We start from the raw sequence: 23,857 nt of genomic DNA on the forward strand, positions 1-23,857 counted from the left end.
TCCGGGCCCGCTCCCGATGCGAGTGGTGTAGGGCTAGAGCCTGGCAATATGGCTGGCGTGATGTAGCTGGCATCTTCCACCCCGGAACACCCCCTATCCTCGCCGGAGCTGGCCAGCTCTTTCAACTCGCCCCGCAGCCGTTGGCACCACCGATGATCCGCATTGTGCTTACGGTGGCGCACTTAGACCACGATGAGTACAACTGGCAGGTTACCGATGACCGCCTAGCCTTACTATGTCAAGCCTGCCACCTGAAGCACGATGCGGCTGACAATCGGCTACGAGCCAGATACGGCAAAGGCCATGCTTCACTTCCTCAACTAGGCTTTTGACAGTACCCTTCTGATATGCTTCAACGCTGAGCACCGCTACATGCTCAGTGGCTGATTCGCCTTTTCCGCCTCATGTCCCATGTCCCGTTACTCTCTCGAAAAGCACCCCAAACCCAAAGGCACCTGCCCGAGCTGCAACCAGAAGAAAGTGTTCCGCTTCTTCCAGGATGAAGAAGGCAACCGCCTCGACGAACAATTCGGCATCTGTGACCGGCAGGCTAAATGCGGTTACGACCACCGCCCCAGCGGGGAGCTGTTCACCCGCTCCGGTGAGGCCAACGATGCGACTGAAACTATCACCCTGCGGCCCGCTGCCGACGTGGCCGAAGCGCTGCTGGCCAAAACCAAGGATTACGGCAGCAACCTGCACCGCTACGCCCGTAGCCTGACCATTCCCAACGAGCACCTCGAAAAGTGGGCCGTGGCCACTGACCGTGACCGGACGGTGTTCCTGCACCTGAATGCCGAGCGCCAGCTGGTAAACGCCAAATGGTTCAAGTACACCGAGGAGGGTAAGCGCGACAAGCTCACCCAGCCGTACTCCTTCGCCTCCACCGACGAGGAAAAAAAGAAATCGGCCAAATACGGCTTCTGTTTGTATGGGGAGCACCTGATACGCCACGACAACCCCGAACGTCCCATCTGCGTGGTGGAATCGGAGAAATCGGCGGTGCTGGCTTCCTTCTTCTACCCGCACCTGGACTGGGTGGCCTGCGGTGCGGCCAACGGCATCACCGACGAGAAGATCCACGCCCTGTACAACCGCCCCATCTGGTGGCTGGCGGATGCGGACGGGCTACAGCCCCGCATAAAAGACGGGCAACCGGAGATGCGCAACGGCAAGCCGGTGCTCACCGAGGGGGGCCGCTCCAACAGCAGCTTACGCAAGCTCAAAGCCTACAAGCTGGACTTCGTCGTTATCGACCTGTTTCCGGAGCGCCACGATGGCTACGATATAGCCGACGCACTGCGCGACGGGGTGCGCCCTGATATCGTGGCCCCGGCCAAGCCCAAAGAGGAGTCCAAGGGCAAGAAAACCCGCCAAAAGGAAATGCCCACGCTGCCGCCCGACGTGGACAACTGGTCGGTGGCCATGAAGGACTACTGGTGGAAGGCCACGCTGTTCGTGGAGGAATTTGAGCGCCGCGGCATCTGGATTGGCAAGAACGACGAGGACTGGACCAATACAGCCAACAGCCTGGCCATCTTCCGGGAGCACGGCCGCGAGCTGCTGCACCGCCTGGCCCGGCCGGAGAAGAGCTACTCCAAGAGCGACGTTGACGAATTATTCGACGAGGCCCTGGAGCTGGCCGTGTGCACATCGCCGGCTAAGTTCTTCGCTATCGGCAAGCACTACAACATCTCCATATCCAGCCTGAAGGAAGAGGCCAGTGAGGAGGAGCAACTGATGAAGGTGCTACCCAAGGGCGTAAGCCCCGAGGATTACTTCCAGCACGGCTTTTACGAGCAGGATAACTGCTACTACAGCATTAAGGACGGGGTACCGCGCATGGTGTGCGGCTTTACCATCAAGGTACTGTATCTGGTAAAGAGCAAGGACAACCCCAAGCGTATCGTAGAGCTGAAAAACCAGTTCGGGTATACCACCACCCTCGACCTGCCTACCGACGCATTTGTCGGGTTGGGCGCCTTTAAAAAGTACGTGGAATCGGTGGGCAACTTCGTATTCGAGGGCAACGAGGTGGATTTGACCCGCCTGAAGAAAAAGCTGTTCCGGGAGGAGAAGGTTACCACCGAAATCAACACGCTGGGCTGGCACGAGCGGGGCAAGTTCTACGCCTTCAGCAACGGCATCTTCAACAGTAAGTGGACGAAAACCGACGAGTACGGCATCGTGGAGCACAACGGCTTCAACTACTTCCTGCCGTTTTTCAGTGGTATCAACGAGGACGATCATGCCTACGTCAACGAAAAGAAGTTCAGCCATAAGGAAAGCTCGGTGAAATTCGAGGGCTGGGCCGACCTGATCAAGCGGGTGTATGGCACCAACGGCGTGATGGGCATGTGCTTCTACATTGCGTCCCTGTTCCGCGACCATATCTTCGAAGCCCACCAGAGCTTCCCCATGCTCTACGCCTTCGGCCAGCGCCAGTCGGGTAAGTCGGTATTTGCCGACAGCTTCAAGCACCTGTTCGGTACGCCCCAGGACTCCATTTCACTGGAGAACCCCAGCACAGTTATCGGGGTTATCCGGACGCTGGCCAACTTCACCAACAGCATCGTGATGCTCGACGAGTACAAGAACAGCGTCGACAAAAAGACGGTGGGCATGCTGAAGGGCTTTTACGACGGGTTTGGCCGCACCACCGGTGTGAAGTCGAACGACAACCAGACGAAGGTGACCAAGCCCCGCTCGGCGGTGTGGATCAGCGGCCAGGACATGCCCAACATCGATAACGCCCTGTTCACGCGTACCATCCTGCTGGAGTTCCTGGACAAAGGCCGCGACTACGAGAGCTTCGATAAGCTGAAGAAAATGCAGGAGAAAAGCCTGACCAGCATCACGCTGGAAGTGCTGCGCCACCGCGAGGGTATCGTGGAGTACTACAAACCCTTTTTCAAGGTAGTGCGCGACAACCTGCGGAAGCAGCTGGAGAACGAGCAGGTGGAAGACCGTATGATTCAGAACATGGCCACCATCCTTACGCCTACGCTCTACCTGCTGGAAGATAACCTGCTGCGCTTCCCTTTTACCGTCGACGAGCTCTACGAGATGGCGCTGGAGATTATTCGCCGGCAGCAGAAGCAGATCAGCCTGAGCACCGACAGCCGCCGCTTTTGGGACGTGTTCGTGGGGATGGTCAGCCACAAGCCCACGGCCCTGGTGGTGGAGGGCGTGGACTACAAATTCCACAAAGGCAACCTCTACCTGCGCCTGGGCAACGTACACCCACCCTACATGCAGCAACACCGCAACCAGTACAACGTACCGGGCCTGGACAAAACAACGCTGGACTACTACCTAAAGAACGACCCAGCCTACGTGGGCATGAAGAACCTGCGCTTCGATATGCCCAGCGCCGTACCAATGCCTGGGGCTACATCTATCAAAACCAACCCCACCAGCTGCTATGGCTTTAATTTTACCGAACTTGGTATCGACCTCAGCAGCAGCGTGTACGCCAACATTACCACGGCAGCCGACGCGACCGATGGCGAGTAGGTTTGGAGGTTGCAGTAGGTCGGCACATCGGCACACATTTTCTGATTCGGAGTAGCGGCCGGATCGATTAACCAGGCGGGACACCTGGTCACGAGGGCAGCGCACACGCGCTGCCCTTTTTCGTGTCCCATCGTGTGGCCCACATCGGGCGCAGGTGCTTCGGAAAGTACAAAGAGGGCGCGGGTGCGGGCGCGGGCGCTGGCGGGCGCGTTTAGAGACAATGAGAGTAAACCAGACTGATTTCATGCCGCACCCTTCAAAAAGCCGACCTACACCGACCTACAAACCTACACGGTGATACATATTTGTAAAAAGCCTTTCTATTTCCTTCAAAGTAGGTTTTACAGTATTCAGAAGGTGGCAACAGGCTCAAAAATGTGTAGGTCGGTGTAGGTCGGTGTAGGTCGGCAGTTTTGGGCTCAACCTACAACGGCCTACAAAATCGGGCTCCGACCTACAAACAACCTACACCACAAACCCTCAAAACAATCTAGAATCGACGTTTTAACCGTTGTAGGTTGCTGTAGGTCGTGTAGGTCGGTGTTTTCGGACTTTTTAGCTCCCGCAGCATACAGCTTCGGAATTTCGCTGTATCGAGTGCTGTCACCCGAGACGCTGCGCGTGGGAGCTTCATCTTACCGCAATACAATAATTAGCCTCGGTGAAACATTGGTGGAATTGTTGCTGATACATTTTTGTAAACAATCGAAGATTATTGCACACCTTGTTTACGAATTAGTATCGCTTGAATTGGGTCTACCTCTACCGTTTTACCTTCTTATGCTCTGGCGCACGAATCCGTCCTTTTGCCCGGCTGGGCCTGGCTGTACGTTTGTTTATACTAAGCCATTCAGCCTGTGAGCAGCCTCCAGATACCCGTCCGGCCCCATGTTCTAAAGTACTTATCGGTTCACCTCGGCGAGAATTACCACCTCAGCCTGGGCGACCAGTTTGGCATTATGCTGCTGTGCCTGCTGCGCCGGCCCCTCGTCGATAAGCGCAAGGAGAGCAGCATGGCCGAGTACACGGCGAAGTTTCACTTTGACACGACTGGCTATCCGGCGCAGAAGTGGGGCCTGCGCAGCTTCACCACCGGCACCATCTACCTGTTTGGCAAGTACGTCGACGAGGTGATGATGAAGGAGATGTACGGCCAGGTGGCCACCAACGTCGACAACGGCCAGGGCCTCCATGACTCCATCAACGAGTGGCGGGCCAAGTACGACTTCACCGATTCGGATAAGTCGTTCGATGCCGTGAAGAAGAGCTACCAGCGTCAGCGCCGCGAAGACCGGACGCGCACCAAGACGGTGCGGGTGGCTCCGCTCAAAGCCGTGCGTGTGCTCAAGAATCAGCTGCTGAAGCTGCCGCCCGTACCGACCCCGATGGTACGGTGCCAGTGTACCTGAATATTTCTTAAAAAAGGGCCAAAAACTACTCCACCGTTTGTCCCTTCAAAATTGATTTTTGTCCCTATCTGTTGTGCCTGATTCTATCACCGATTCACTGTTGACGGACTCGCGGTTTGCGCCGGCTCCGTTCACGCCTCGGCCCCTGGCTTCGCCGGCTGGTACCGACCTGGCCGGCTACACTGGTTTGTTCTGGCTGCCGGTAGAAGACCTACTGGCCGACCCGGTAATGAATGGTTCGGTGATTACGAAAAGCCTGGCCCTACGCCCCGGAGCCGCCTGGCTTCCGCTGCGCGTGACCCAGGCTACCATCAAGTTCGACGAAGCCCCGAAGCAGTTGAAGGGGGCCACTGCCTATACCACTAAGGTGTCGGCGCTGCGGGCCCTGGGCGCAGATGAGCTGGCCGTGGTGGAGACGATGGATAACCGGCGCTGCTTGGTTATGCTGCGTGAGGCCAGCGGCCGGCTGCGGCTGGTTGGCAGCCGCGAGTCGTTCCTGACGTTCCGGGCCGGCAGCGAGGGCAGCAACCCCAGCAGCCGCGCCGGGCTCGACCTCACCTTCTCGGGCGAACTGATGCAGCGGGCGCAGTACTACCAGGGCGCTTTCCCGGTGGACACGGACACCGGTGCCGTGGATGCGGCTCCCGGCGCGGGTGCCGGCGCAGGGGGCGGCACCGTGGAAATCCGCAACCGCAAAGGCGTATTGATAGCCCGCGTAGAGGCCGGTAAAACAGTGACTATATCCAGCGGCTTCCGGGTCGCACTAACCATATCCTCTTAGATGGCAGAGTTAACCCGTCAGCAGTTTATTCAAAAGTGGGACGCCCGCTTCGCTACTAACCAGTTCGAGAACATCACGGAAGCCACTTTCCGAGAGTTTAAGGCTGATATTATGGACACGTTTGCGCCCAGACGGGAGCTAACGACCAACATGATTCGAGGCGGGCTCTACCGCATCCCCAACATCGACGCGCTGGGCACCATCCCGGAGGGCATGCTGATCATTGGCATGGAGGCACTGGCCGTGAACGGTGCTGGCGCTGCCGAGGCCGGGGCCGGCATTGTGCTGGAGAGCGTATACTTCAAGCTCATTGAGCACAGCCAGGGCGAGGTAATAGCCAACCGCTCCATCAATCCGGAGGAAGTGGATACCTACCCGGCCCGCTGGGTGCGCGTGTCTGGTACAGAGGAGGAAAAAATTGCCTCGTACCCAACCCTGTTGCTGGAGGATCAGCCCCATAAGAAGGGCGACATTGTGAAATGGACGTTCCCCAACGGGCAAACCCGCCTGCTGGAGTTTAAAGCCGACCAGCAGGGGCAATACAATCCTGAACCTACCGGTGAGGACGATGACCCCAATTACATCAACTTCGCGCCGCTGGGCTCAGAGGTGGCCGAGCCGGTGAGCATGGACATCCTGGATGCGCTGGATATCACCACCGGGGCCGTGCCCGCTACGTTTAAGGTCGGCGTACTCTACCAGATAACCGGCCGCGACGGTGGCTTCGTGCGCCTGCAAGCTATTGATGCGCGTGCCTTGGCCTTGGATGATGCCTATGAGTTTCAGAACGACTCGACCTGGAAGCCGGTTCGCTATGACCTGGTGAACGATATTGCTTTAGTACGTCAGAGTGGTGGAGCCAGCTATACGGATGGCCAGGCAGTGAATGCGGCCCTGAATAGCGGGTTATTCGTTGGAAATGCCGACCCACGCCTTGGCAACGTACCTCTGGCCCTACGAATAGACTCTGCTGGGAATATCACTCGGTACACCAATGTGCAGTCGGCGCTGGACAGCATGGCAGAAACCGATGCCTGCTACATCAGCGGGTATCATGCGTTTTTGCGGTTTTACCGCCCTGGCACCTACTACTGCGCCGGAGCCGTAGTGGAGGCTGCCGACCTCGGCTACTATCCTAACGGCGATGTGGCGGGGCAGAAAATCACGGTGTACGGCCTGAGCTGGCGTAAGCGGCTCTGTCTGCTGGTGCAGGGAGCCGGGCCCAGCACGTACCGCCTCGTCAACTGCACCGGTGGGCCCAATGCCTGGGTCGACTTCTTCCTAGGCTTCGGCCACCGCTACTACTCCCAGGGCGACGATGCATGGACGTTTGAGGGCCTGCGGATGCACTATACGGGTGCCTACGTGCCCTACACGCAGTCCCAGACCGGCGTGGGCACCGTCACCGGCCGCGGCTCGGGCCTGTTTCGCTACCCGGCCGGGGTAAACCAGGCGCAGGTCTGTAAGCTCTCCTTGCTGGATTGCGCGTTGAAATCGGACTCCGGGCCGATTTTTTCCGGGGCCGCCTACCAGGCCGACACCATCCGCTTGCAGGGCAGTACTACAGTTACACCTGGTGGCGGCAAGCCGGTTGCCGAGTTTACCGACCTGCAAACGGGGGCCGACATGACAGCTCCGACTCTGGCGGCGCTGCTGCTCGATGAGCGGCCAGTGCAGAGCGGCGGGGGCAGCGCAAACGTAGATCTGAGCAACTACTACACAAAATCCGAGAGCAACACCCGCTTTGCCTCCTACCTGCAAATTCGCTCCACCGCCACCGCGCGGGTGCGGGAGGTTCCGGTACCGGCAGTGCTCCAGATTCAGAGCGAAACCCTGGACCAGAACGCGGCCAGCCTGTCCTACCAGCTGGATAAGAATACGCGGGTAGGCAACCGCCAGTACGGCTCGCCCGACCAGACGCTGGCCCAGGTCAACGCGCTGCTGGCCAGCCTGAGCGCGGGTGAGTTGCTGGCCGGCGTGAAACTCTACGTCAAGACCATTCCGAACGTGGCAGCCGATGCGGCCACGGTGGGCCTAACCCTGCTGTAAATGAACCTGCAATTCCTCACGGCCGACCTGAACGCCTTTCCGGGGGCTACGGCCCAGATTGATAAAACCCGCTTTGCGACGTTTCTGGAAGCGGATAGTCCCGGCAACACGTCCACCCAGTGGCTGGACCAGAGCGGGCACGGCAAGGATGCCGTGGCCAACACGGCCTTCTCCCTGACGGTGGACGCGCAGGGCCGGGCCTGCTACGTGGCCGACGGCTCACAACTGTTTTCACTCTCCACCCTGCGGGCCGTGCCCTCCGACTACACGATTTATCTACTCGTGCGCAAGAGCAGCGGTACGGGCATCCGGTTTATTGACAGCTTTTCTGACCGTTGGATTGTGCAGGTGAGCGAAGGAGCCGTGCTCTACAATAGTAGCGGCGGGACCATGAGCAACTACATTATGCCGCCCGATGACCAGCTCCGGCTGCTGGTGGTGCGCCTCAATAGTGCCGGTGCTACGCTGCTGGTAAACGGTGTGATTGAAGCCAGCGGGCAATGGGTGCAGAAAACGGCGACCAGCCCGTTTTACTTAGGAGGCACACCCGATGGTGGAGGGCTATACGGTGCGCTACGTGGGGCGTGGTACGCCTTCGGTTTTGTGGTGGGTAACGATACGGACGCCGACGTTGAGCAGGTGCGCCAGTATTTCGCCGCCAAGCTCGGTACTTCTTTCCTGTAAGCAGTTCCTTTTCCGCACTACACGTGCCCCGCCCACCCGGCGGGGCTTTTTTGTGTCCTTTTTCACGCGTAGGAGCCGGAACAGCTTTGCATCGATAATTACCCCAAGTCGATGCAAGTCAACCATCTTTTGTCAGCCATCCTACGTTCGCCCTGGGCTATCCAGAGCGAGACGGTGCTCGGTTATCTGCCGCAGATTGCGGCTATGCTCAAGGGTGAGCAGCCGGCCGCAACTACTGCGCCGGCTGCTCCAGCGGAGCCTGGCGTACTGTTCGCCGCGGCAAAAGGTGGTGGCCGTTCCTCGGCCCGCAAGTTCGATGATTCCCCCGATGGTGTAGTAGCGGTACACCAGCTGAAGGGCGTGATGATGAAGCAGGACCAGATTGGCCTGTGCACCGACGTTCCGGGTACCGCCTCCCTCCTACGGGCCATGCAGGCTGCTGACCGCCACGACAACGTGGTGGGCCACCTCCTGGACATCGACTCGGGAGGCGGTGCCGTGGATGGGACCGCAGAGTTTGCCGCTGGCATTGCCGCCCTCACGAAGCCCATCGTAGCCTACACAGATGGGTTGATTGGCTCGGCTGCGGTATGGGCCGCAGTTTCCTGTGCCGAAATCTACCTCAACAACGAAACCTGCCGCATCGGCTCCATTGGCGTGATGGCCTCCATTCAGGACATCAAGCCAGCGCTGCAAAAGCTGGGCGTGAACTTTCACGACCTGGTGGCCGATGGCTCTGAGGATAAGAATGCCGACTTCTTTTCGGTGCTGGCCGGCGACTACGAGCCCTACAAAGCCAATGTACTCAACCCGCTACGGGCTTTGTTTCATGAGCATGTGAAGGCTTCGCTCGGGGAGCAGCTCAACCCCAAAACCAGCGAGAAAGCGCTGAAGGGAGGCATGTTCTTCGCCTCCGAAGCCAAGGAGATGGGCCTGATTACGGGTATCGGCTCCTTTGATTTTGCTGTGCAGCGGGTGCTCGACCTGGCTGCTGAAGCGCCTGCGCCTGCTGATGGCGCGGCTGACCAAGCCAACCATTCCAATTCAACCAATATGAGTTTTCTCAAACGCTTTCCGGCCGTGGCTGCACTGGCCGGCCTGACGGGTACTGCCGTAACGGCGGGCCTGCTCGATGCTGCCAACGCGGAGTTGGAAGCCGCCAACATCCAAGGCGCAGGCATCATCTCGACTGATGCTCTTGCCGCCTTCGAGGCGCAGGCTACGGAGCTGGCCAGCATCAAAGCCACGCTGACCGAAGCCGGCGTGGACTCGGTAGCCGCGCTGGTTACGGCCCGCGACGAGGCCGTTGCCCAGGCTGCCGAGTACGGTGACCAGCCCGGCGCAGTGCCCACCAGCTCTACCAAGGAGAAGTCCGACGTGGAGGAAGATGGCGACAACCCGCAGTCGGTGGTGGATAGCCTCCATGAAAAGATGCTGAACTCATAAGTTCAGCTCTATCCCTATCAAATCCTCATTTATCACTTCTAACAGCTATCAATAATGGCTTTAGTTATCACGGATATCGTTGCCCAGTTCGGCGCGTACTATCTCAACCAGGGTCAGAACCTGACCCGCCTCTACACGTTGCTGCGCTCGGCCACGAACACCGAGAGCATGTTCACGCCCATCACGACGGACGACACCATTTGGCGGGCTGCCAAGGCGCTGTTTACCCGCGTAGTGCAGCCTTTCCAGAAGGCGTTTACTCCGCTGGCCAGCACCACGTTCGTACCGGTGGAAATCAAGCAGTTCAAGATCAAGGTGGATGCTCAGGAGTATCCGGATGATCTGGAAGCGACTTGGCTTGGCTTCCTGGATGGCGAAGGCATTGACCGTAAGGCATGGCCCTTCGTGCGCTGGTACGTGGAAGTGTACCTGCTGCCGCAGATCAAGCAGGACATCGAACACAACGAAATCTATCAGGGCGTGTACGCTGCTCCCACCCCTGGCACTCCTGGCGCTGCCGGCACTGCTCTGGATGGTATTAAGAAAACCATCAACGGGTTTGTATCGTCGGGCCGTACCACGCCCATCGTTACGGGTGCGCTGGAAATCACCAACCCCGAGGCGCTGGTGGAGCAGTTTGAGTACTTCGCCGATGCCATCGGTCAGGACTACTGGGATATTCCCATGATCCTGGGTACTTCGCCGGCCGTAGCCCGCGCCTTCCTCCGTGGTCAGGAGAAGAAGTACGGCAAGAACACTGGTGGCGGGGCTCTGGACCTGACCATCAACAAAACCAACATCACCCTGAAGGGGCTGACTTCGCACCGCAACACGCAGAAAATCTGGTGTACGCCCCAGGGCAATGCCGTGATGCTGCGCAAGCGCATCCAGAACCAGTCGACGGTGCAGGTTGAAAACGTAGACCGTCTGCTCAAGTTCTTCACCGACTTCAGCATGGGTATCGGCTATATCATCCCCGAAATCGTCTTCACCAACGACCAGGACTTGTCCTAGTAGCTCACCAACGAGCCGGCACTCTTTCGAGGGTGCCGGCCAGCGTTATTCTAGTGTTTACCCGTCTCAACATATCATTTAGCCAACATCATGGCCGATACTCAGCCTACCCCCAAAAATGCTCCCGAGACTCCTGAGCAGGAGCTGGCACGTCTCCGCAGCGAGAATGCCAAACTGAAGGAGGAAAACGCCACTGCCACCGCTACTCTCGAAGAGATGGGCGAGCAGCTGGCCAACGCCGAAGCCGCAGCCCCTGAACAGGTGGTGGTGAAGCATGAAAACGCACAGTACCGTGTTCTGGCGCAGAAATTCCAGCACAAAGGCCAGGAGGTGAAAGCCGCCGATCTGAAAAAAAACAAGGAGCTGGTGGCTGAACTGATCAAGTCCGGTTCGGGCTTGCTCCAGAAGATCGAGGCCAAGTAGTAAGCCAGCGTCAGTAGGCTGAAAACCTGATTTATCCGCTACTTATTCGATCCACATGGACTTATTCGAATTGAAGGGCCCGCAGGGGAAAGACAACACCCCCGGCCTGAAGAGCAACATCTTTATTGCCGCTGAAGATGACTTCACGACAATCAAAGGTTTCAAAAAGACCAATGCCGCTGGTGACTCAGTAACCATCGACGGTTCCCACGTTTTTCCTGATGGTAAGGGCTTCGTGAAGTGTTACACCACGCCAAACACCGCCAACCTGAAGCTTGACCCCACTGGGGAGCGTGACAGCCGTGGTAAGAAGATTGCGCTGGAGTTCTTCCACCCTGGCAACTCCAAGGAGGTGGCAGAGTTTGACCGCCAGATCAAAAACCGATCAGCCATCGTGTTGGTGCAAACCCCGGATGGGCAAGTACTGCAACTGGGCTCCGAGGGCCTGGGCGTGGAAATTCTAGGCAACTACGATACTGGCACCACTGGCAGCGGTAAGCGTGGCTTCACTTTCAAAGTAGAGGGCTATTCCAACGGCCTGGCGTTCTACGAGGGTGACATTAAGATGAAGGATGGTAGCAGCATTGCCGCTACCACTGGAGTTGTAACCGCTGGCTCGTAAGCGATGAACAAGAACTGGCAGAGCATGCTGCTCCCCGAAGTGGCCGCCAAGTATGAGGCGTTGCAGGAGCCGGGCCGTTATCGGCTCTGGAGCCTGGACCACCAGGAACTGAACCTCCGTACCCTCAGTGTGGCCGAGGCCGACGAGCTGGTAGCGAAGCAGGTACTTTCCGAATACTTGAAGCCTCGGAAGGTGCGCCGCCGCGCTGCCACTGTAACACCCGGTTAGGGGAGAGAGGAAAAGGGAACTGGGTGTTACATCGAAACGCCTCGACCATACCGGTCGGGGCGTTTTTGCGTCCTTTTCTGCCGTGCCACCCGGGTGGAGCTTTGAGGTATGAAAGCACTACTGAAGCCCAAAAAACTCCTTGTTTGCCAAACTGCCACCGGTCACCCAGTACGCATCGTGTGGCTGGCAAAGCATGGTATTGAAGCCCGAGTGGTAAGCCTGAAAACAGGCATGCCCATCAAAACCACCCGCGGCGACCTGTTCGAGTTGAAATGAGCCCGGAAATCTCCGCTTGGCTGGCCTCAGAGCAGGACTATGCTACCGGTGTGGCTCTTTACGAGCAGCACGGCACCAGCGGCGTGTATAAGCGTCTGCTGGCCGGCGCATGTACAAACTACAACCGAGGCTTGCTGGCACGTGAGCTGGGCAAGCTGGTCGAGACGGTACCAGCCGCCGAGCCGGAGCCGGCTCCAACACCTGTAGTGGCCCCACCAGTCGACGTGATGACCCAGCTGCGGCAGGCCCGCCGCCCCCTGCTCAGTGAGCGGGAGTTTCTGCATGCCCGGCTGGAGCTGGTGGGGGATGCGGAGCGACACGACTCGGCCCTGCGCATCCTGGATATCGGCGACGAGTTGCAGAAAAGCTACGATGCCGAGGCCCATTACGTGCAATACGGCACTCTGCCGGAGCCGCCACCGGTGGCAGAGCCGGCGCCTGAGCTGGCTACGCTTACCAGTAAGGCCGAAATCCAATACCACCTCAAACTACTCCGCACCCAACGCAGCAAGCTCCACGGCCGGGAAGACCGCGCCACCGACTACGCGCAGGTGCTGGCCAACATCGAATTACTAGAATCCAAACTATCCTCTGATGCAGAATGAAGAACTCGCTCCTCTATCCTGGAGCACCGTGCAGCGTCGTATCCGCGACCTGGTACCACTAGATTACAACCCGCGCATTTTGACCGAGGAGGGCCGGGCCCGCCTCACGCGCAGCATCCTGAAGTTTAATTTGGCCGAAATCCCAGCCATCAACACCGACAACGTGGTGCTGGCCGGCCACCAGCGCCTGCGCATCCTGCTCGACCTGGGCCGGGGCGAGGAGGTGATTGATGTGCGGATGCCCAACCGCCAGCTCACCAAGGAGGAACTCGACGAGTACAACATCACCTCCAACGTGGGCGCGGGCCAGTGGGACTACGAGAGCCTACAGGAGAACTTTGCCCATATCGATCTGGCTGCCATCGGCGACAGCAGCATGCTGGCGGGACTGGCTGAGCTGGCTGCTATGGCGCTGCCGCTGCTGCCTTCGGAGGAGCAGGAGTTCGACCCCACGCCCCCGGTCGAGCCGGTGTCGGTGCTGGGGGACGTGTACGAGCTGAGCAGCCCCGGCCGGGCCTTGGAGCACTGCATCGTGTGTGGCTCGTCGACGGACTCGGACGTAGTGGCCACGGCGCTGGCCGGCAAGCTCATCGACCTGGTGAATACCGACCCGCCCTACAACGTCAACTACCAGGGTAAAACGAAGGATGCGCTGAAGATTGAGAACGACAGCATGGATAATGACTCGTTCCGGCAGTTCCTCTACGACTACTACACCAACTGCTTCGCCTTCATGAAGCCCGGTGCACCGATTTACGTGTTCCATGCCGACTCGGAAGGAGCCAACTTCCGCCTGGCGTTGCAGGATGCCGGCCTAAAGCTGAGCCAGTGCCTGGTGTGGGTGAAGCAGACCTTCGTGATGGGCCGGCAGGACTTCCACTGGCAGCACGAGCCCATTCTGTACGGTTGGAAGGAAGGTGAGCGGCATAAGTGGTACTCAGACCGCAAGCAGACCACGGTGCTGAAGTTCGACCGGCCAAGCCGCAATGCTGACCACCCGACCATGAAGCCGCTGGACATCATTGAGTACCAGCTGGAGTGCAGCAGCCAGCCCGGCGACGTGGTGTTCGACGGGTTTGGCGGCTCAGGCTCAGTGTTGATTGCCAGTGAAAAGCTGGACCGCGAAGCCCACCTGGTGGAACTCGACCCGCGCTACGTGGACGTGGAGGTACGCCGGTGGGTGAAGTTTATGCGTGACAACCAGCGTCGCTTCACCGTGACGCGCAACGGAGAGGAGCTGACCCATGAGCAACTTGCCCTCTACTAACCCCAACTACACCAGCAGCACCGAAACGGCGCTGGACCGCATCCGGGCCTCCTATTTGCACGAGGGGGCGGAGGCGGCGTTGTCGGCCGACGATAAGAGCCGGAAGGAGGAGCTGGAGGCCGCGCACGGGCTGTTGGTGAACTACCACAGCATGGAGCAGGCCGTTCCGCTGCTGGTGGGCCGGTTCGGCTTCAGTCGGGCCACGGCGTACCGGCGCTGCAACGAGGCCATTCGGCTGTTTGGCGACGTGACCCGCTCCTACAAGGACGGTATCCGCCACATCCTGTACGAGTTTGCTATGAAGGTCTTTCAACTGGCTGCCAGCGCCAAGCCGCCAGATTTGAAGGCCATGAACGCCTCTATTAAGAACATGGCCATCCTGAAAGGGCTGGATAAGGACGATTCCAACGCGCTGACTCCCGAGGTGCTGGCAAACCGCTCCTACGTGCTCAATATCACGCTGGCCGGCAGCGACGGGCAAACGAAAACCATCGATTTGGGCAATCTGAACAAGATTGACGCGGATACCTATGCCCAGGTGGTGGATGCCGTAGAACACAGCGACGTAGGGCTGGAGGAGATGCGCGGGCTGCTGCTGGAGGCCAAGGACGGAGAGGAGGGCGATGATGGAGACAAATAGACCCGACATCAAGCCGCTCAAGTTCAATCGGCCCCAGCTCCGCTTCATCCTCTCGAAGCTGGCCTCGGCCGTGTCGCTCTGGAGCCGGGCCACTGGCAAGTCGACCATCATTGCCTGGCTGATTCACATGGTGGTAACCAAGATGCCCCGCAGCTGCTGGGGCATCGTTGGTTCTACCTACGGCCAAATTCTCACCCGCACGTTGCCCAGCACCATTGCGGCCCTTGAGAAGCTGGGCTACATCAAGGACGTGCATTACTTCATCGGCCGGAAGCCGCCAACCTCGTGGGGTTGGCCAGAGCCGTTTCAGCGGCCCGTTAAGTACGACCACTTCGTCATTTTCTATACTGGAACCGGGTTTCACCTGATTTCCCAGGATGGCAACGGTTCCAGCTCTCGGGGTCTGAACCTGGACGGGTACATCGGCGACGAGGCCCTGCTACTGGACCGCGAGAAGCTGGGTACCGACGTAGTGGCCTCCAACCGGGGCAATAAGGACTACTGGCAGGGCTGCGACCTGCACCACGGCAAGTTCCTGTTCTCGTCGATGCCGTGGGGCGACCAGGGCAAGTGGCTGCTCAACGACTCGCTCTACTACGAGCGGGATGGCAACAACTTCGAGTCCACCCGCAACAGCCTGATCAAGCTGCAACTGGAGTTTGTGGACTCCCGCAGCATGAGCACCCGCATGCAGCTCTACCAGGAAATACTGGAACTGAGCCGCCAGTTGCGCTTCTACCCGAACCCCAAGGCCATGAAGCGGGCCAAGCAGGAGACACCCAAGGGCCTGCTCTACTCGGAGGCTAACATCTTCGACAACCTGGCTAACATCGGCATCCCCTACCTGGAGGAGCAGCGCCGGGAACTGTCGGATTTCGTGTTCCTTATTGAAATTCTCAACCAGCGGCCTGCCACGGTAGAGGCTGGATTCTATCCTCGGCTCAACATCGCCCACCATGCCGAGGAGTGCATGGCCAACGATTACATCACAGGCCTGGAGTTCAACATCGCCAAGCTCAGGGAGCCGGGCTGTCTGAAGGATGGGGACTGCCTGGCACATCTGCCCCTGCGTGGGGCCGTGGACTGGGGCAGTAAGATTAGCTGCCTACTCATTGGCCAGATACATAAGGAGGCCGGCGAGTACCGCTTCCTCAAGGACTTCCACGTCAAGCACCCGAAGCTCATTGAGGACTTGGCTAAGCAGTTCTGCGACTACTACGACAACCATCTGTGCAAGGAGTTTCACTTCATTGAGGACAGCGAATGGGGTAACGCCCGCAAGCCTGACAGCAAGCTCACCTACAACCAGGCGTTTGCCGAGGAACTGCGGAAGCGAGGCTGGCGGGTGCGCCACTTCAACCAAGGTCGTGTGCCCAGCTATGCTCACCGCTATAAGCTGGGCATCGACCTGCTGGGTGAGCAGGATAAGCGGCAGCTGCTCCTGCGCTTCAATAAGGTTAACTGTCGGCACACGCTCACCGCCATGAGCATGGCCCCGCTGAAGGAGAATAGCCGGGGCGAGATTGAGAAGGACAAGACGAGTGAGCGGAAGAAGACCATACCAGGTGAGGAAGCTACCCACTTCACCGACACCTTCGACCTGCATGCCCTGAGCATCGATAAGCATGTGGTTCGCTCGACCCCCGAGGCCGATGGCTTGCTCATCGTGAGCAGCTAAGCGCCCACTACCCGGCATTCATACCGGTAAATCACATGGAAATAATTGAAAAAGCCCGTTTTTAGCCTAAAAACGGGCTTTTTTGACTTAAATGGTCACTGGTATATCCCCCGGCCCCCTCCGTGGAAATTTCCAAACGCGACAGTGCGCGTCGGGGTGAGTAACGAGATTTTGAGAATAAAACGGATTCGGGCAGGTCAAAAACGGCCTTGACGGTACCGCTAGGCCAATACCCTGTGAGATTAGGGTTTTTCACCTCGTCGGGCGGCTGTTTTCGTGTCCTTTTTCGCGCTTCGGGTGCGGCCGAATTTCGTCTCGATGATTACTAATTCGATACGACTAGTTGATGCGTTACAGCAGATGGAGGAGGCCGATTCGGGCTTCACTCTGCGCTTTGTGAAGGCTGACCGCAAGCGGAAAAAGGCCGGCAAAATTGAGGAGTGGCACCACTGCCGCCTTTCGCGCACCACGCGCCAGCCCCGGAAGAAGATTGTAGCTGCCGCCGACGCGGCCCCGCTGGCAAGCCGGCAGCCCAGTCACTTCGCCAACGCCACCCGCAACATCGTGCAGGGCCGCAGCACGCAGGTAAGAAAAGTGCATATCTGGCTAATACTGGCCTTTAATGGTAAAAAAGTAGTGCTATCATGAGTGTTGTAGTTAATAACGACCTGACCGTCGCCTATTCCGAGTCAGGCGGGTTGATGGTGCGTACTGGCATCAGCATGGCGGCAACGAGTGGGGGCGGCAGCTCTACCGGGCCCTACGCGCCGGGAGCCACGCCCACTACGTCCGAAAAGAAGCCGGAAGGCTCCGACGAAATAGCGCCGTGGGGTGATGACAACCTGTTTCCGCAGAACGTCATCAAGGATATTGAGAAGAATACCATTCTGCCCTCGGTGCTGGAGCGCAAAACCTCCATGATGTACGGGGGCGGGCTGGTGTATGGCATCATCGTCGGCAAGGACAAGGATGGTCGGCCGATTTTCGAGGCGCAGGACATTCCCGAAATCGACGATTTCATCCAGTATTCTCGGCTGGACCTTTATGGCTTTGAAGGGCTGCACGATATCAACACCTTCTACAATGCCTTTGCGGAGGTAATTCTGTCGAAAAACCGGCAGAAGATTAAGGCAGTCACTATTCAGGAGGCCGCGTGGTGCCGATACCTGAAGCCGAAGAAGGGCACAATTCCCGGCGTGGTTATCAACGCCAACTGGGACAACGGCGGCAAGCCAGGCGACGAGTTTTCGACGACGGTGCCCGTTATCGACCCCTATTTCGACGCAGTGGGCAGCCTACGGGCCCGCAAGGATGGGTATAAGTACATCTACCCGCTCAGCATACCCAGCCCGGACAAGGCCCTCTACCAGCTGGCCTCGTGGAACTCCGTGCGCCGCTCTGGCTGGCTGGACGTGGCCGCAGCCATTCCAGAGTTCAAGAAGATGCTTTTCAAGAACCAGCTCTCGGTTAAGTATCTGATTGAGGTGCATTCGGCCTATTGGGAGTGGAAGTTCGGCGACTGGGATGCCCTGACCCGGGAGGAGAAGAAAACGCTGCTGGAGGAGGAAATCAAAGCCTTCAACGACGTGATGCAGGGCACCAACGGAGCCGGCAAAACGGTGATGACAACCACCATTCTGGATAAGAAAACCCAGCAGGAGGTGTCGGCTTTCAAAATCACGGCCATCGACGACAAGCTGAAGGATGGCATCTACATCGAAGACTCGCAGGAGGCCAGCAGCCACATCTACACGGCCGTGGGCGTGGCCCCAAGTCTGATGGGCGTGAGCCCCGGCAAGGGCATGGGCGGCGGCGCTGGTGGCGGCTCTGAGCCCCGAGTGCTGTTCAACAACTTCGTCAGCACCTCCCAATTCCACCTCGACGTGCTGGTGGGCCCGCTCAACTTTATTTCCCGCTACAACGGCTGGCAGGTCAATGGAAAACCCATCGTGTGGCGCTTCCTCAATCCATTCATTATGACGCAGGAGGACAGCAAGCCTGCTCAGCAAGAAACCAAATAATTATGGGCCTTATCACCACCATTGAACAATACCGGGAGCACGTCCGGGTGAACAAAACCGGCTTCACGCTCGGCTCCATCCTGCCCGATATGGTGCTGGTAGAGCAGGAGCGAATCAAGCCCCTCATCGGTGCTGCCTACTACTACCAGTTGGAGGGGAAGGTGCGCAGTAACGCCACCCTGACCGATGCCGAAACCGCCGTGCTCACCTTGCTGCGTCGGGCCGTGGCCTGCCTGGCAATGGTTAGCTACCTGCCCCTGGGCCAGTTACTGATATCCGACATGGGCGTGACAGTAACCGACTCAGGTGACCAGAAGCAGCCCTACCAGTGGCAGATAAACCAGCTCCGCAGCAACTTGCAGGGCAAGGGCTTAAACGCACTGGAGCAGGCGCTGAACCTGCTCGACGAGCATATCGATGCGCCGGAGTTTGCCGAGTGGGCGACTTCTGCCGCCGCCACGGCCTCGCACAAGTTCTTTCTGAACACAGCCAGTGCCTTCAGTGAGCACTACAATATCGGCTCCTCCCGCCTCACCTACCTGGCCCTGCTGCCGACGCTCCGGAAGATGGAGCGATTTAGCATTGAGCCGGTATTGGGCAGTGCTTACTACCTGGAGCTGAAGGAGCAGATTATGGACCGGGACTTGTCGGCCGACAACCTGCACGTGCTCGACCAGTATGTGCGGCCGGCGCTGGCGCACTTGGTAATTGCTAAGGCGGTGCCCGAAATCGGCCTCACGTTGCAGGGCGATGCGTTGGGGCTCGATGTAAACCGGCTGGAAGAAACCGGCCCACGAGACCCTACTCCTTCGCTGGACGGGCTGCTGGCCCTGAAGGTGGAGCAGGCCATGTCGGACGCGCAGGTGTACCTGGAGCGGCTCACAAAGCATTTGAACTCGGCAGCCTCGCCCACGAAGTACGCCACGTATTTCAGCTCTAGTGCCTACCGTGACCCCTCCACTCCCCGCGCCACGGTACGCACTGCGCCCGATGGAGCCACTTACGGCTGGATGTAATGCGGGCAGTTTTTCAGACGCTGGTGCTGGCCGTTACCAGCCCCCGCATGGTGGAGACTGTCACCACCGGCCTCGTCGTTTCGCCCTGGGCTCTGCTCATTCGGCAGTACCTGTTCGACGACTGGCAGTTCCTGGGCTTCCTGATGGTGCTCATCGTGGTCGACACCATAACCGGCGTATTCCGCAGCTGGCGGCAGCGCCAGGTGAGCAGCCGGGCCTTCAGCCGGATTTTTACCAAGGTGCTCATCTACCTGGCCCTGCTCGTGCTGGCCCATGTTATGACCAACTTCACGGTACACGGCAAGGTGAACGTGCTGTTTCAGTGGTTCGACACTTTCATCTACAGCGCCATGATGGCCCGCGAGGCGCTGAGCCTGCTGGAAAACCTGGCCGGCATTGAGCCGACGCTGATTCCTAAGGCCCTGCTCAAGCGCCTGGCGCAGTTCAGCGAAGACCCCGCCACCGCTGGCCAAGCTCTACTTGCCCCTCAATCCTCTATCCCAGCCTCCGCACCTCCAGCGGAGGCTGCTTTATCCACGTCACCAATCGAAGAAGGAGTTATCCAATGATGCAGATTTCCGACGCAGGTCTCGCCCTGATCAAACGCGAGGAGAAGTTTATGGCCCGCCGCTACTACTGCGAGGCTAAAAAGCCCACCATCGGCTACGGACACGTTATTCTGCCGGCTGAGCAGCACCTGAATACGGCGACCCTTACCGAGCCGCAGGCCTCCGATATGCTCCGCAAGGATGTGGCCGCGAAGTACGGAGCCCACGTGAGCAACTCACTGACGCGGGTGCCCACCCAAAACCAGTTCGATGCTATGGTAAGCCTGTGCTTCAACATCGGCACTGGCGGGTTTACGCAATCCTCGGTGCTGCGCATGTTCAATGCTGGCGTAACCGACGCTGCCGCGTACCGCACCGCATTCGGGGCCTGGAATAAAATCACCGTCAACGGCCAGAAGATCGTGAGCAAGGGCCTGACCCTGCGCCGCGGCCGGGAGGCAGATTTATTCCTGAAAGCATGAAACGTCACGTTTTCGTTGCACTCCTGCTGCTGAGTGCCTGCACCGAGCGAGTCTACCAGGTGCCGCCGATGGTACGGGCCCCGAACCCCGACTCGCTGAAGCAGCTGGCTAACCTGCCACCCTACTTGGTACCACCACCTGCCCAGGCCACACCCAAACAAGTCGGTAGGTGGACAGATGCCCAAACTAAAGCGCTAATGGAGGCTAACTCTACTGCGCAGAAAGTCAAGCTGAAGAACGTGGGTAATGATCAGAGTCAGCAGGGTATTACTGGCCGACAACTCACCACTAGCTTTATTCTATTGGGTGTGGTGGCACTGCTACTTTGGTTAGGGCCACGCTTGCTCCCGTTTCGTGGAGGAGACTAAAACTACAACGCCCGACTATTTAGTCGGGCGTTGTAGTTTTATGCAGTCTGGATAGCTCTGATTTTTTGCGTGCATGGCTTCATTAATATTATACCCCTTAATTTTCAACACTTTAACATCGCCTTCATTGATTATGATTCTTTGATTATTTTCAGGAGAAAGCAGAAAATAACTATCCCCAGCCTTTCCTAAATATTTCAAATAACAATATGACATCAAATCTCTATTTGAATCATATGTATCACAATCTATATAGTCAAAAAACTGTCCATTGATAACCTCACTTGCTGTATAAAAGCCAGCCTGATAAGAAAACACAGGTAATGCAATTAGCAATGACACCAAGCTTTCCAGGATACCAGTATTCACTAAAATAATAGCGCCTTTACTTCTTCCCACCATCTTCTTAATAAATGAAATAATTATAGTTGATACTGCAAGAATAGAAAATGCAGTTATGACACCAACAATGAATGAAGCACCTCGATAGTATGTTTGATTCGCAGCACCTTTTGCATTAAATACATTTACAGCTTCTAATATTAAGTAAACAATCCCACCAGCCGCTAGAATGGACAATAGATGACTAATTTTTTTGATAAAGAGATTATGAATTATAGGGTAGATAACAAAAGGTAGTAATAGGTATAGTGGTCCTCTAAGTGGAAACACAACTCCCTTTATCAAATCCTCAACTCCCATGTAGGGGAATATATCTAAGCCCAGGGAACCCCAGTATCCATAATAGTACAGGCACGACACTAGGATTAGGTAAGGAACTAGTAGCAATAGCAGCTTATCAGCATACTCAAGAATAAAGGGCTTAGAAGCTTCGGAGGTAAGTTGTTCGGCAGGCATAGAAGAAGTAAAAAAGAAGCCCGACCACTTGGCCGGGCTTCTGGCTGGCATTGTTAGCCAAAAATATCTCTTTTGAGTTCTTGATACACTTGCGTATCTGGCGTAACAAGCGGCACCAAATGGTCAATCATGAAGGCATCAGAGTTACTACCTATTTGCGTTACTCTTAGTAGCCTCCTTGCTGCTTGCCGAATGTGCTCACCTACCGACTTCCAATCATCACTAGGATTGCCACGGCCTGAGCTGTTTTGCAACGCTTGGGCACGTTCCGCTTGAAGAGTAGGCCACTGCTCTGGCTGACCTTGAACCTGGCAGAACTTTTCCAGAATTTCCTCATCAAGTAGATAAGCCTCTAAGTGGCGGCGAGAAAGAATTTTATTGCCTTGTGCAATGATTTCTTGGCGTTCAGGCTCGGTACAGTCATCCCGATCTACCACGAAGGTAGTTTGAACGCCTGGTAGAAATTGACTGAATACGCCACCCAGCAATGCAGCCTTGTCTTTCACTTCGTTGCTGCTGCCTACGGATAGAAAAACAGCATCTGGAAATTCATTGGCAAAAATGCCTGTGTAGCATCGAGCATCAAACTCTTTCTTCTTGGTCCCATTAGGGTCACCTTCACAGAAGAACACTTGAGTAGGTGCCACCAGATTAGCCATATCCCCAATGGCAATTTGAAAGTTCCGTTGCCAGAAGGCTCGGTTCGTCACCGCTGGTCGCATCACTACTGGCTGGTCGAAATCATGTTCACCGAAGTCGAGAAAAACAACGGTACCAGGATGAGCAACTTCCAACTCACGTGCCTTTCGCATCATACCCGCTGAGTGAGTAGCAATCCATAATTGTGACTCTCCTGGTAGTGACCTATATAATTCTTCTAAGAGCGCCCCATGTACGTTAGTATTGACGTGAACTTCTGGCTCGTCAATACAATACACTGTGTTATTAAAGGCAGATGATTTAATAGCAAAATCAAGAACTAAATCAAATGCAGCTTTTTCGCCCGCTGACAAATTTTTATAAGACCAATTCGATGAACTACCTTTTGTAAAATAGAAATTTCCATTACTCAATGGATCACCCAAGTTCATCAGAATAGCACCAGGAAGCACTCTATTGAACGAGTCTCTTATTTTTCCTATTAGCCTTTCCCTTATCTGCGCTTTTGTTTCATGACCATTTGTATCTTCGAAAATATCTGACACAGCCTGAGCAACAAGCCTCTGATAATTACTAGAGACTCTAGTCTCTAAAGACATCATGTACCTTGGCTGCCCTTCATCTTTTGTTACATCACCCAACCTAGCCAAACTCTTCAAAGTGAAATCAGGTTCATATCTATACCCAGTTCTGATATAGAATCTTGTATTTATATCATTATCAGAGTTTCTCCAATTGAATGGATGGGAATCATAGAAGTTTACATTTATTTTTTCTTGTTCAAATATTCCCCAATGGCTACCAGAAGATGGATAGCCTGCTTTGCTGTAATAACCTTCTATTGGCCGAAAATTATTGCTCACGACAGTTGCCATAGCATTAAATCCGTCGAATAAAGATGATTTACCAGAACCATTAGGCCCAACTAATACCACTAGCCGAGCAGTGGCAGGAATACCGGTAATCGTGAGGTCTGTGAACCGTCTGAACTCTTTGAGGCGAACTTCGCTAATGCGCATAGTGGTGGGAAATGATAGCGGGTTGAACTAGCCCACTAGTTACCGTTCCTACTCTGCAAATCCACACACCTATGTATAATTGGTGACGTAAAACGTTGCTTTTTATACGCAAAGCCGCCACCTTTACCCCGCTAAACCAACACAGTGGAAGACTGCCACTCTAATCCCAGTCGGGGTACCAAGAGTGGCGTTTTCATTTCCGGGTAATCCAGTCTGTCATCACGGCAAAGGCTGGAAAGAGGGGGGT

23 protein-coding genes are annotated in these 23,857 nt (G+C 56.6%); 21 read left to right on the top strand and 2 right to left on the bottom strand.

The window, feature by feature from the left end; all coding sequences use genetic code 11:
• Nucleotides 1-411: 411 nt before the first annotated feature.
• The 21 genes from LF252_RS15080 to LF252_RS15180 all read left to right on the top strand — a co-directional run bounded on the left by LF252_RS15080 (nt 412) and on the right by LF252_RS15180 (nt 21,073).
• Entirely contained in the window at nt 412-3,516 is a 3,105-nt protein-coding gene (locus tag LF252_RS15080; RefSeq protein ID WP_226270402.1) for a DUF6371 domain-containing protein, read from the top strand.
• Nucleotides 3,517-4,373: 857 nt separating this feature from the next.
• Nucleotides 4,374-4,925 carry a hypothetical protein gene (locus LF252_RS15085; protein ID WP_226270403.1) on the top strand — a complete coding sequence of 184 codons (552 nt, stop codon included), beginning with the start codon at nt 4,374-4,376 and terminating at the stop codon, nt 4,923-4,925.
• Between the two features lie 73 nt (nt 4,926-4,998).
• Complete coding sequence (locus LF252_RS15090; protein WP_226270404.1) at nt 4,999-5,706, top strand: hypothetical protein; 708 nt, start codon at nt 4,999-5,001, stop codon at nt 5,704-5,706.
• Entirely contained in the window at nt 5,707-7,755 is a 2,049-nt protein-coding gene (locus LF252_RS15095) for a hypothetical protein (RefSeq protein WP_226270405.1), read from the top strand. It begins immediately after the preceding gene.
• Nucleotides 7,756-8,439 (top strand): hypothetical protein, encoded by a 684-nt coding sequence (locus LF252_RS15100; protein WP_226270406.1) that lies wholly within the window; start codon nt 7,756-7,758, stop codon nt 8,437-8,439.
• Between the two features lie 129 nt (nt 8,440-8,568).
• Nucleotides 8,569-9,885 carry a S49 family peptidase gene (locus tag LF252_RS15105; RefSeq protein ID WP_226270407.1) on the top strand — a complete coding sequence of 439 codons (1,317 nt, stop codon included), beginning with the start codon at nt 8,569-8,571 and terminating at the stop codon, nt 9,883-9,885.
• A 54-nt stretch (nt 9,886-9,939) separates the two neighbouring features.
• Entirely contained in the window at nt 9,940-10,899 is a 960-nt protein-coding gene (locus tag LF252_RS15110; RefSeq protein ID WP_226270408.1) for a hypothetical protein, read from the top strand.
• Between the two features lie 90 nt (nt 10,900-10,989).
• Nucleotides 10,990-11,322 carry a hypothetical protein gene (locus LF252_RS15115; protein WP_226270409.1) on the top strand — a complete coding sequence of 111 codons (333 nt, stop codon included), beginning with the start codon at nt 10,990-10,992 and terminating at the stop codon, nt 11,320-11,322.
• Between the two features lie 55 nt (nt 11,323-11,377).
• A complete protein-coding gene (locus LF252_RS15120; RefSeq protein WP_226270410.1) occupies nt 11,378-11,944 on the top strand; it encodes a hypothetical protein in 567 nt (188 codons plus the stop codon).
• Between the two features lie 3 nt (nt 11,945-11,947).
• Complete coding sequence (locus LF252_RS15125; RefSeq protein WP_226270411.1) at nt 11,948-12,172, top strand: hypothetical protein; 225 nt, start codon at nt 11,948-11,950, stop codon at nt 12,170-12,172.
• A 108-nt stretch (nt 12,173-12,280) separates the two neighbouring features.
• The gene (locus LF252_RS15130) at nt 12,281-12,448 is read left to right on the top strand and encodes a hypothetical protein (RefSeq protein WP_226270412.1); all 168 of its coding nucleotides are present in this window, start codon (nt 12,281-12,283) and stop codon (nt 12,446-12,448) included.
• A complete protein-coding gene (locus tag LF252_RS15135) occupies nt 12,445-13,053 on the top strand; it encodes a hypothetical protein (RefSeq protein WP_226270413.1) in 609 nt (202 codons plus the stop codon). Before LF252_RS15130 ends, LF252_RS15135 begins: the two co-directional genes overlap by 4 nt.
• Nucleotides 13,043-14,320 carry a DNA modification methylase gene (locus LF252_RS15140; RefSeq protein ID WP_226270414.1) on the top strand — a complete coding sequence of 426 codons (1,278 nt, stop codon included), beginning with the start codon at nt 13,043-13,045 and terminating at the stop codon, nt 14,318-14,320. Before LF252_RS15135 ends, LF252_RS15140 begins: the two co-directional genes overlap by 11 nt.
• Nucleotides 14,298-14,960 carry a hypothetical protein gene (locus tag LF252_RS15145; RefSeq protein ID WP_226270415.1) on the top strand — a complete coding sequence of 221 codons (663 nt, stop codon included), beginning with the start codon at nt 14,298-14,300 and terminating at the stop codon, nt 14,958-14,960. The genes LF252_RS15140 and LF252_RS15145 overlap by 23 nt, the downstream gene beginning before the upstream one ends.
• On the top strand, nt 14,947-16,638 hold the full coding sequence (locus LF252_RS15150) for a hypothetical protein (protein ID WP_226270416.1): 1,692 nt from the start codon (nt 14,947-14,949) through the stop codon (nt 16,636-16,638). Before LF252_RS15145 ends, LF252_RS15150 begins: the two co-directional genes overlap by 14 nt.
• Before the next feature lie 318 nt (nt 16,639-16,956).
• Nucleotides 16,957-17,286 carry a hypothetical protein gene (locus LF252_RS15155; protein ID WP_226270417.1) on the top strand — a complete coding sequence of 110 codons (330 nt, stop codon included), beginning with the start codon at nt 16,957-16,959 and terminating at the stop codon, nt 17,284-17,286.
• Nucleotides 17,283-18,659, top strand: coding sequence for a hypothetical protein (locus tag LF252_RS15160; RefSeq protein WP_226270418.1), 1,377 nt, complete (start codon nt 17,283-17,285; stop codon nt 18,657-18,659). The genes LF252_RS15155 and LF252_RS15160 overlap by 4 nt, the downstream gene beginning before the upstream one ends.
• Before the next feature lie 2 nt (nt 18,660-18,661).
• Complete coding sequence (locus LF252_RS15165) at nt 18,662-19,675, top strand: DUF6712 family protein (protein ID WP_226270419.1); 1,014 nt, start codon at nt 18,662-18,664, stop codon at nt 19,673-19,675.
• The gene (locus LF252_RS15170; RefSeq protein ID WP_226270420.1) at nt 19,675-20,244 is read left to right on the top strand and encodes a bacteriophage holin; all 570 of its coding nucleotides are present in this window, start codon (nt 19,675-19,677) and stop codon (nt 20,242-20,244) included. Before LF252_RS15165 ends, LF252_RS15170 begins: the two co-directional genes overlap by 1 nt.
• Nucleotides 20,241-20,705 (top strand): lysozyme, encoded by a 465-nt coding sequence (locus LF252_RS15175; protein WP_226270421.1) that lies wholly within the window; start codon nt 20,241-20,243, stop codon nt 20,703-20,705. Before LF252_RS15170 ends, LF252_RS15175 begins: the two co-directional genes overlap by 4 nt.
• Nucleotides 20,702-21,073, top strand: a complete 372-nt coding sequence (locus tag LF252_RS15180) for a hypothetical protein (protein ID WP_226270422.1) — start codon at nt 20,702-20,704, stop codon at nt 21,071-21,073. The genes LF252_RS15175 and LF252_RS15180 overlap by 4 nt, the downstream gene beginning before the upstream one ends.
• Nucleotides 21,074-21,088: 15 nt before the next feature.
• Here the strand turns inward: LF252_RS15180 and LF252_RS15185 are convergent, their stop codons facing one another.
• Entirely contained in the window at nt 21,089-21,931 is an 843-nt protein-coding gene (locus LF252_RS15185; RefSeq protein ID WP_226270423.1) for a hypothetical protein, read from the bottom strand.
• Between the two features lie 53 nt (nt 21,932-21,984).
• The gene (locus tag LF252_RS15190; RefSeq protein ID WP_226270424.1) at nt 21,985-23,610 is read right to left on the bottom strand and encodes an AAA family ATPase; all 1,626 of its coding nucleotides are present in this window, start codon (nt 23,608-23,610) and stop codon (nt 21,985-21,987) included.
• Nucleotides 23,611-23,857: the final 247 nt, after the last annotated feature.

This window comes from Hymenobacter pini (genome assembly GCF_020421205.1).
In the GTDB taxonomy this organism is placed as follows: domain Bacteria; phylum Bacteroidota; class Bacteroidia; order Cytophagales; family Hymenobacteraceae; genus Hymenobacter; species Hymenobacter pini.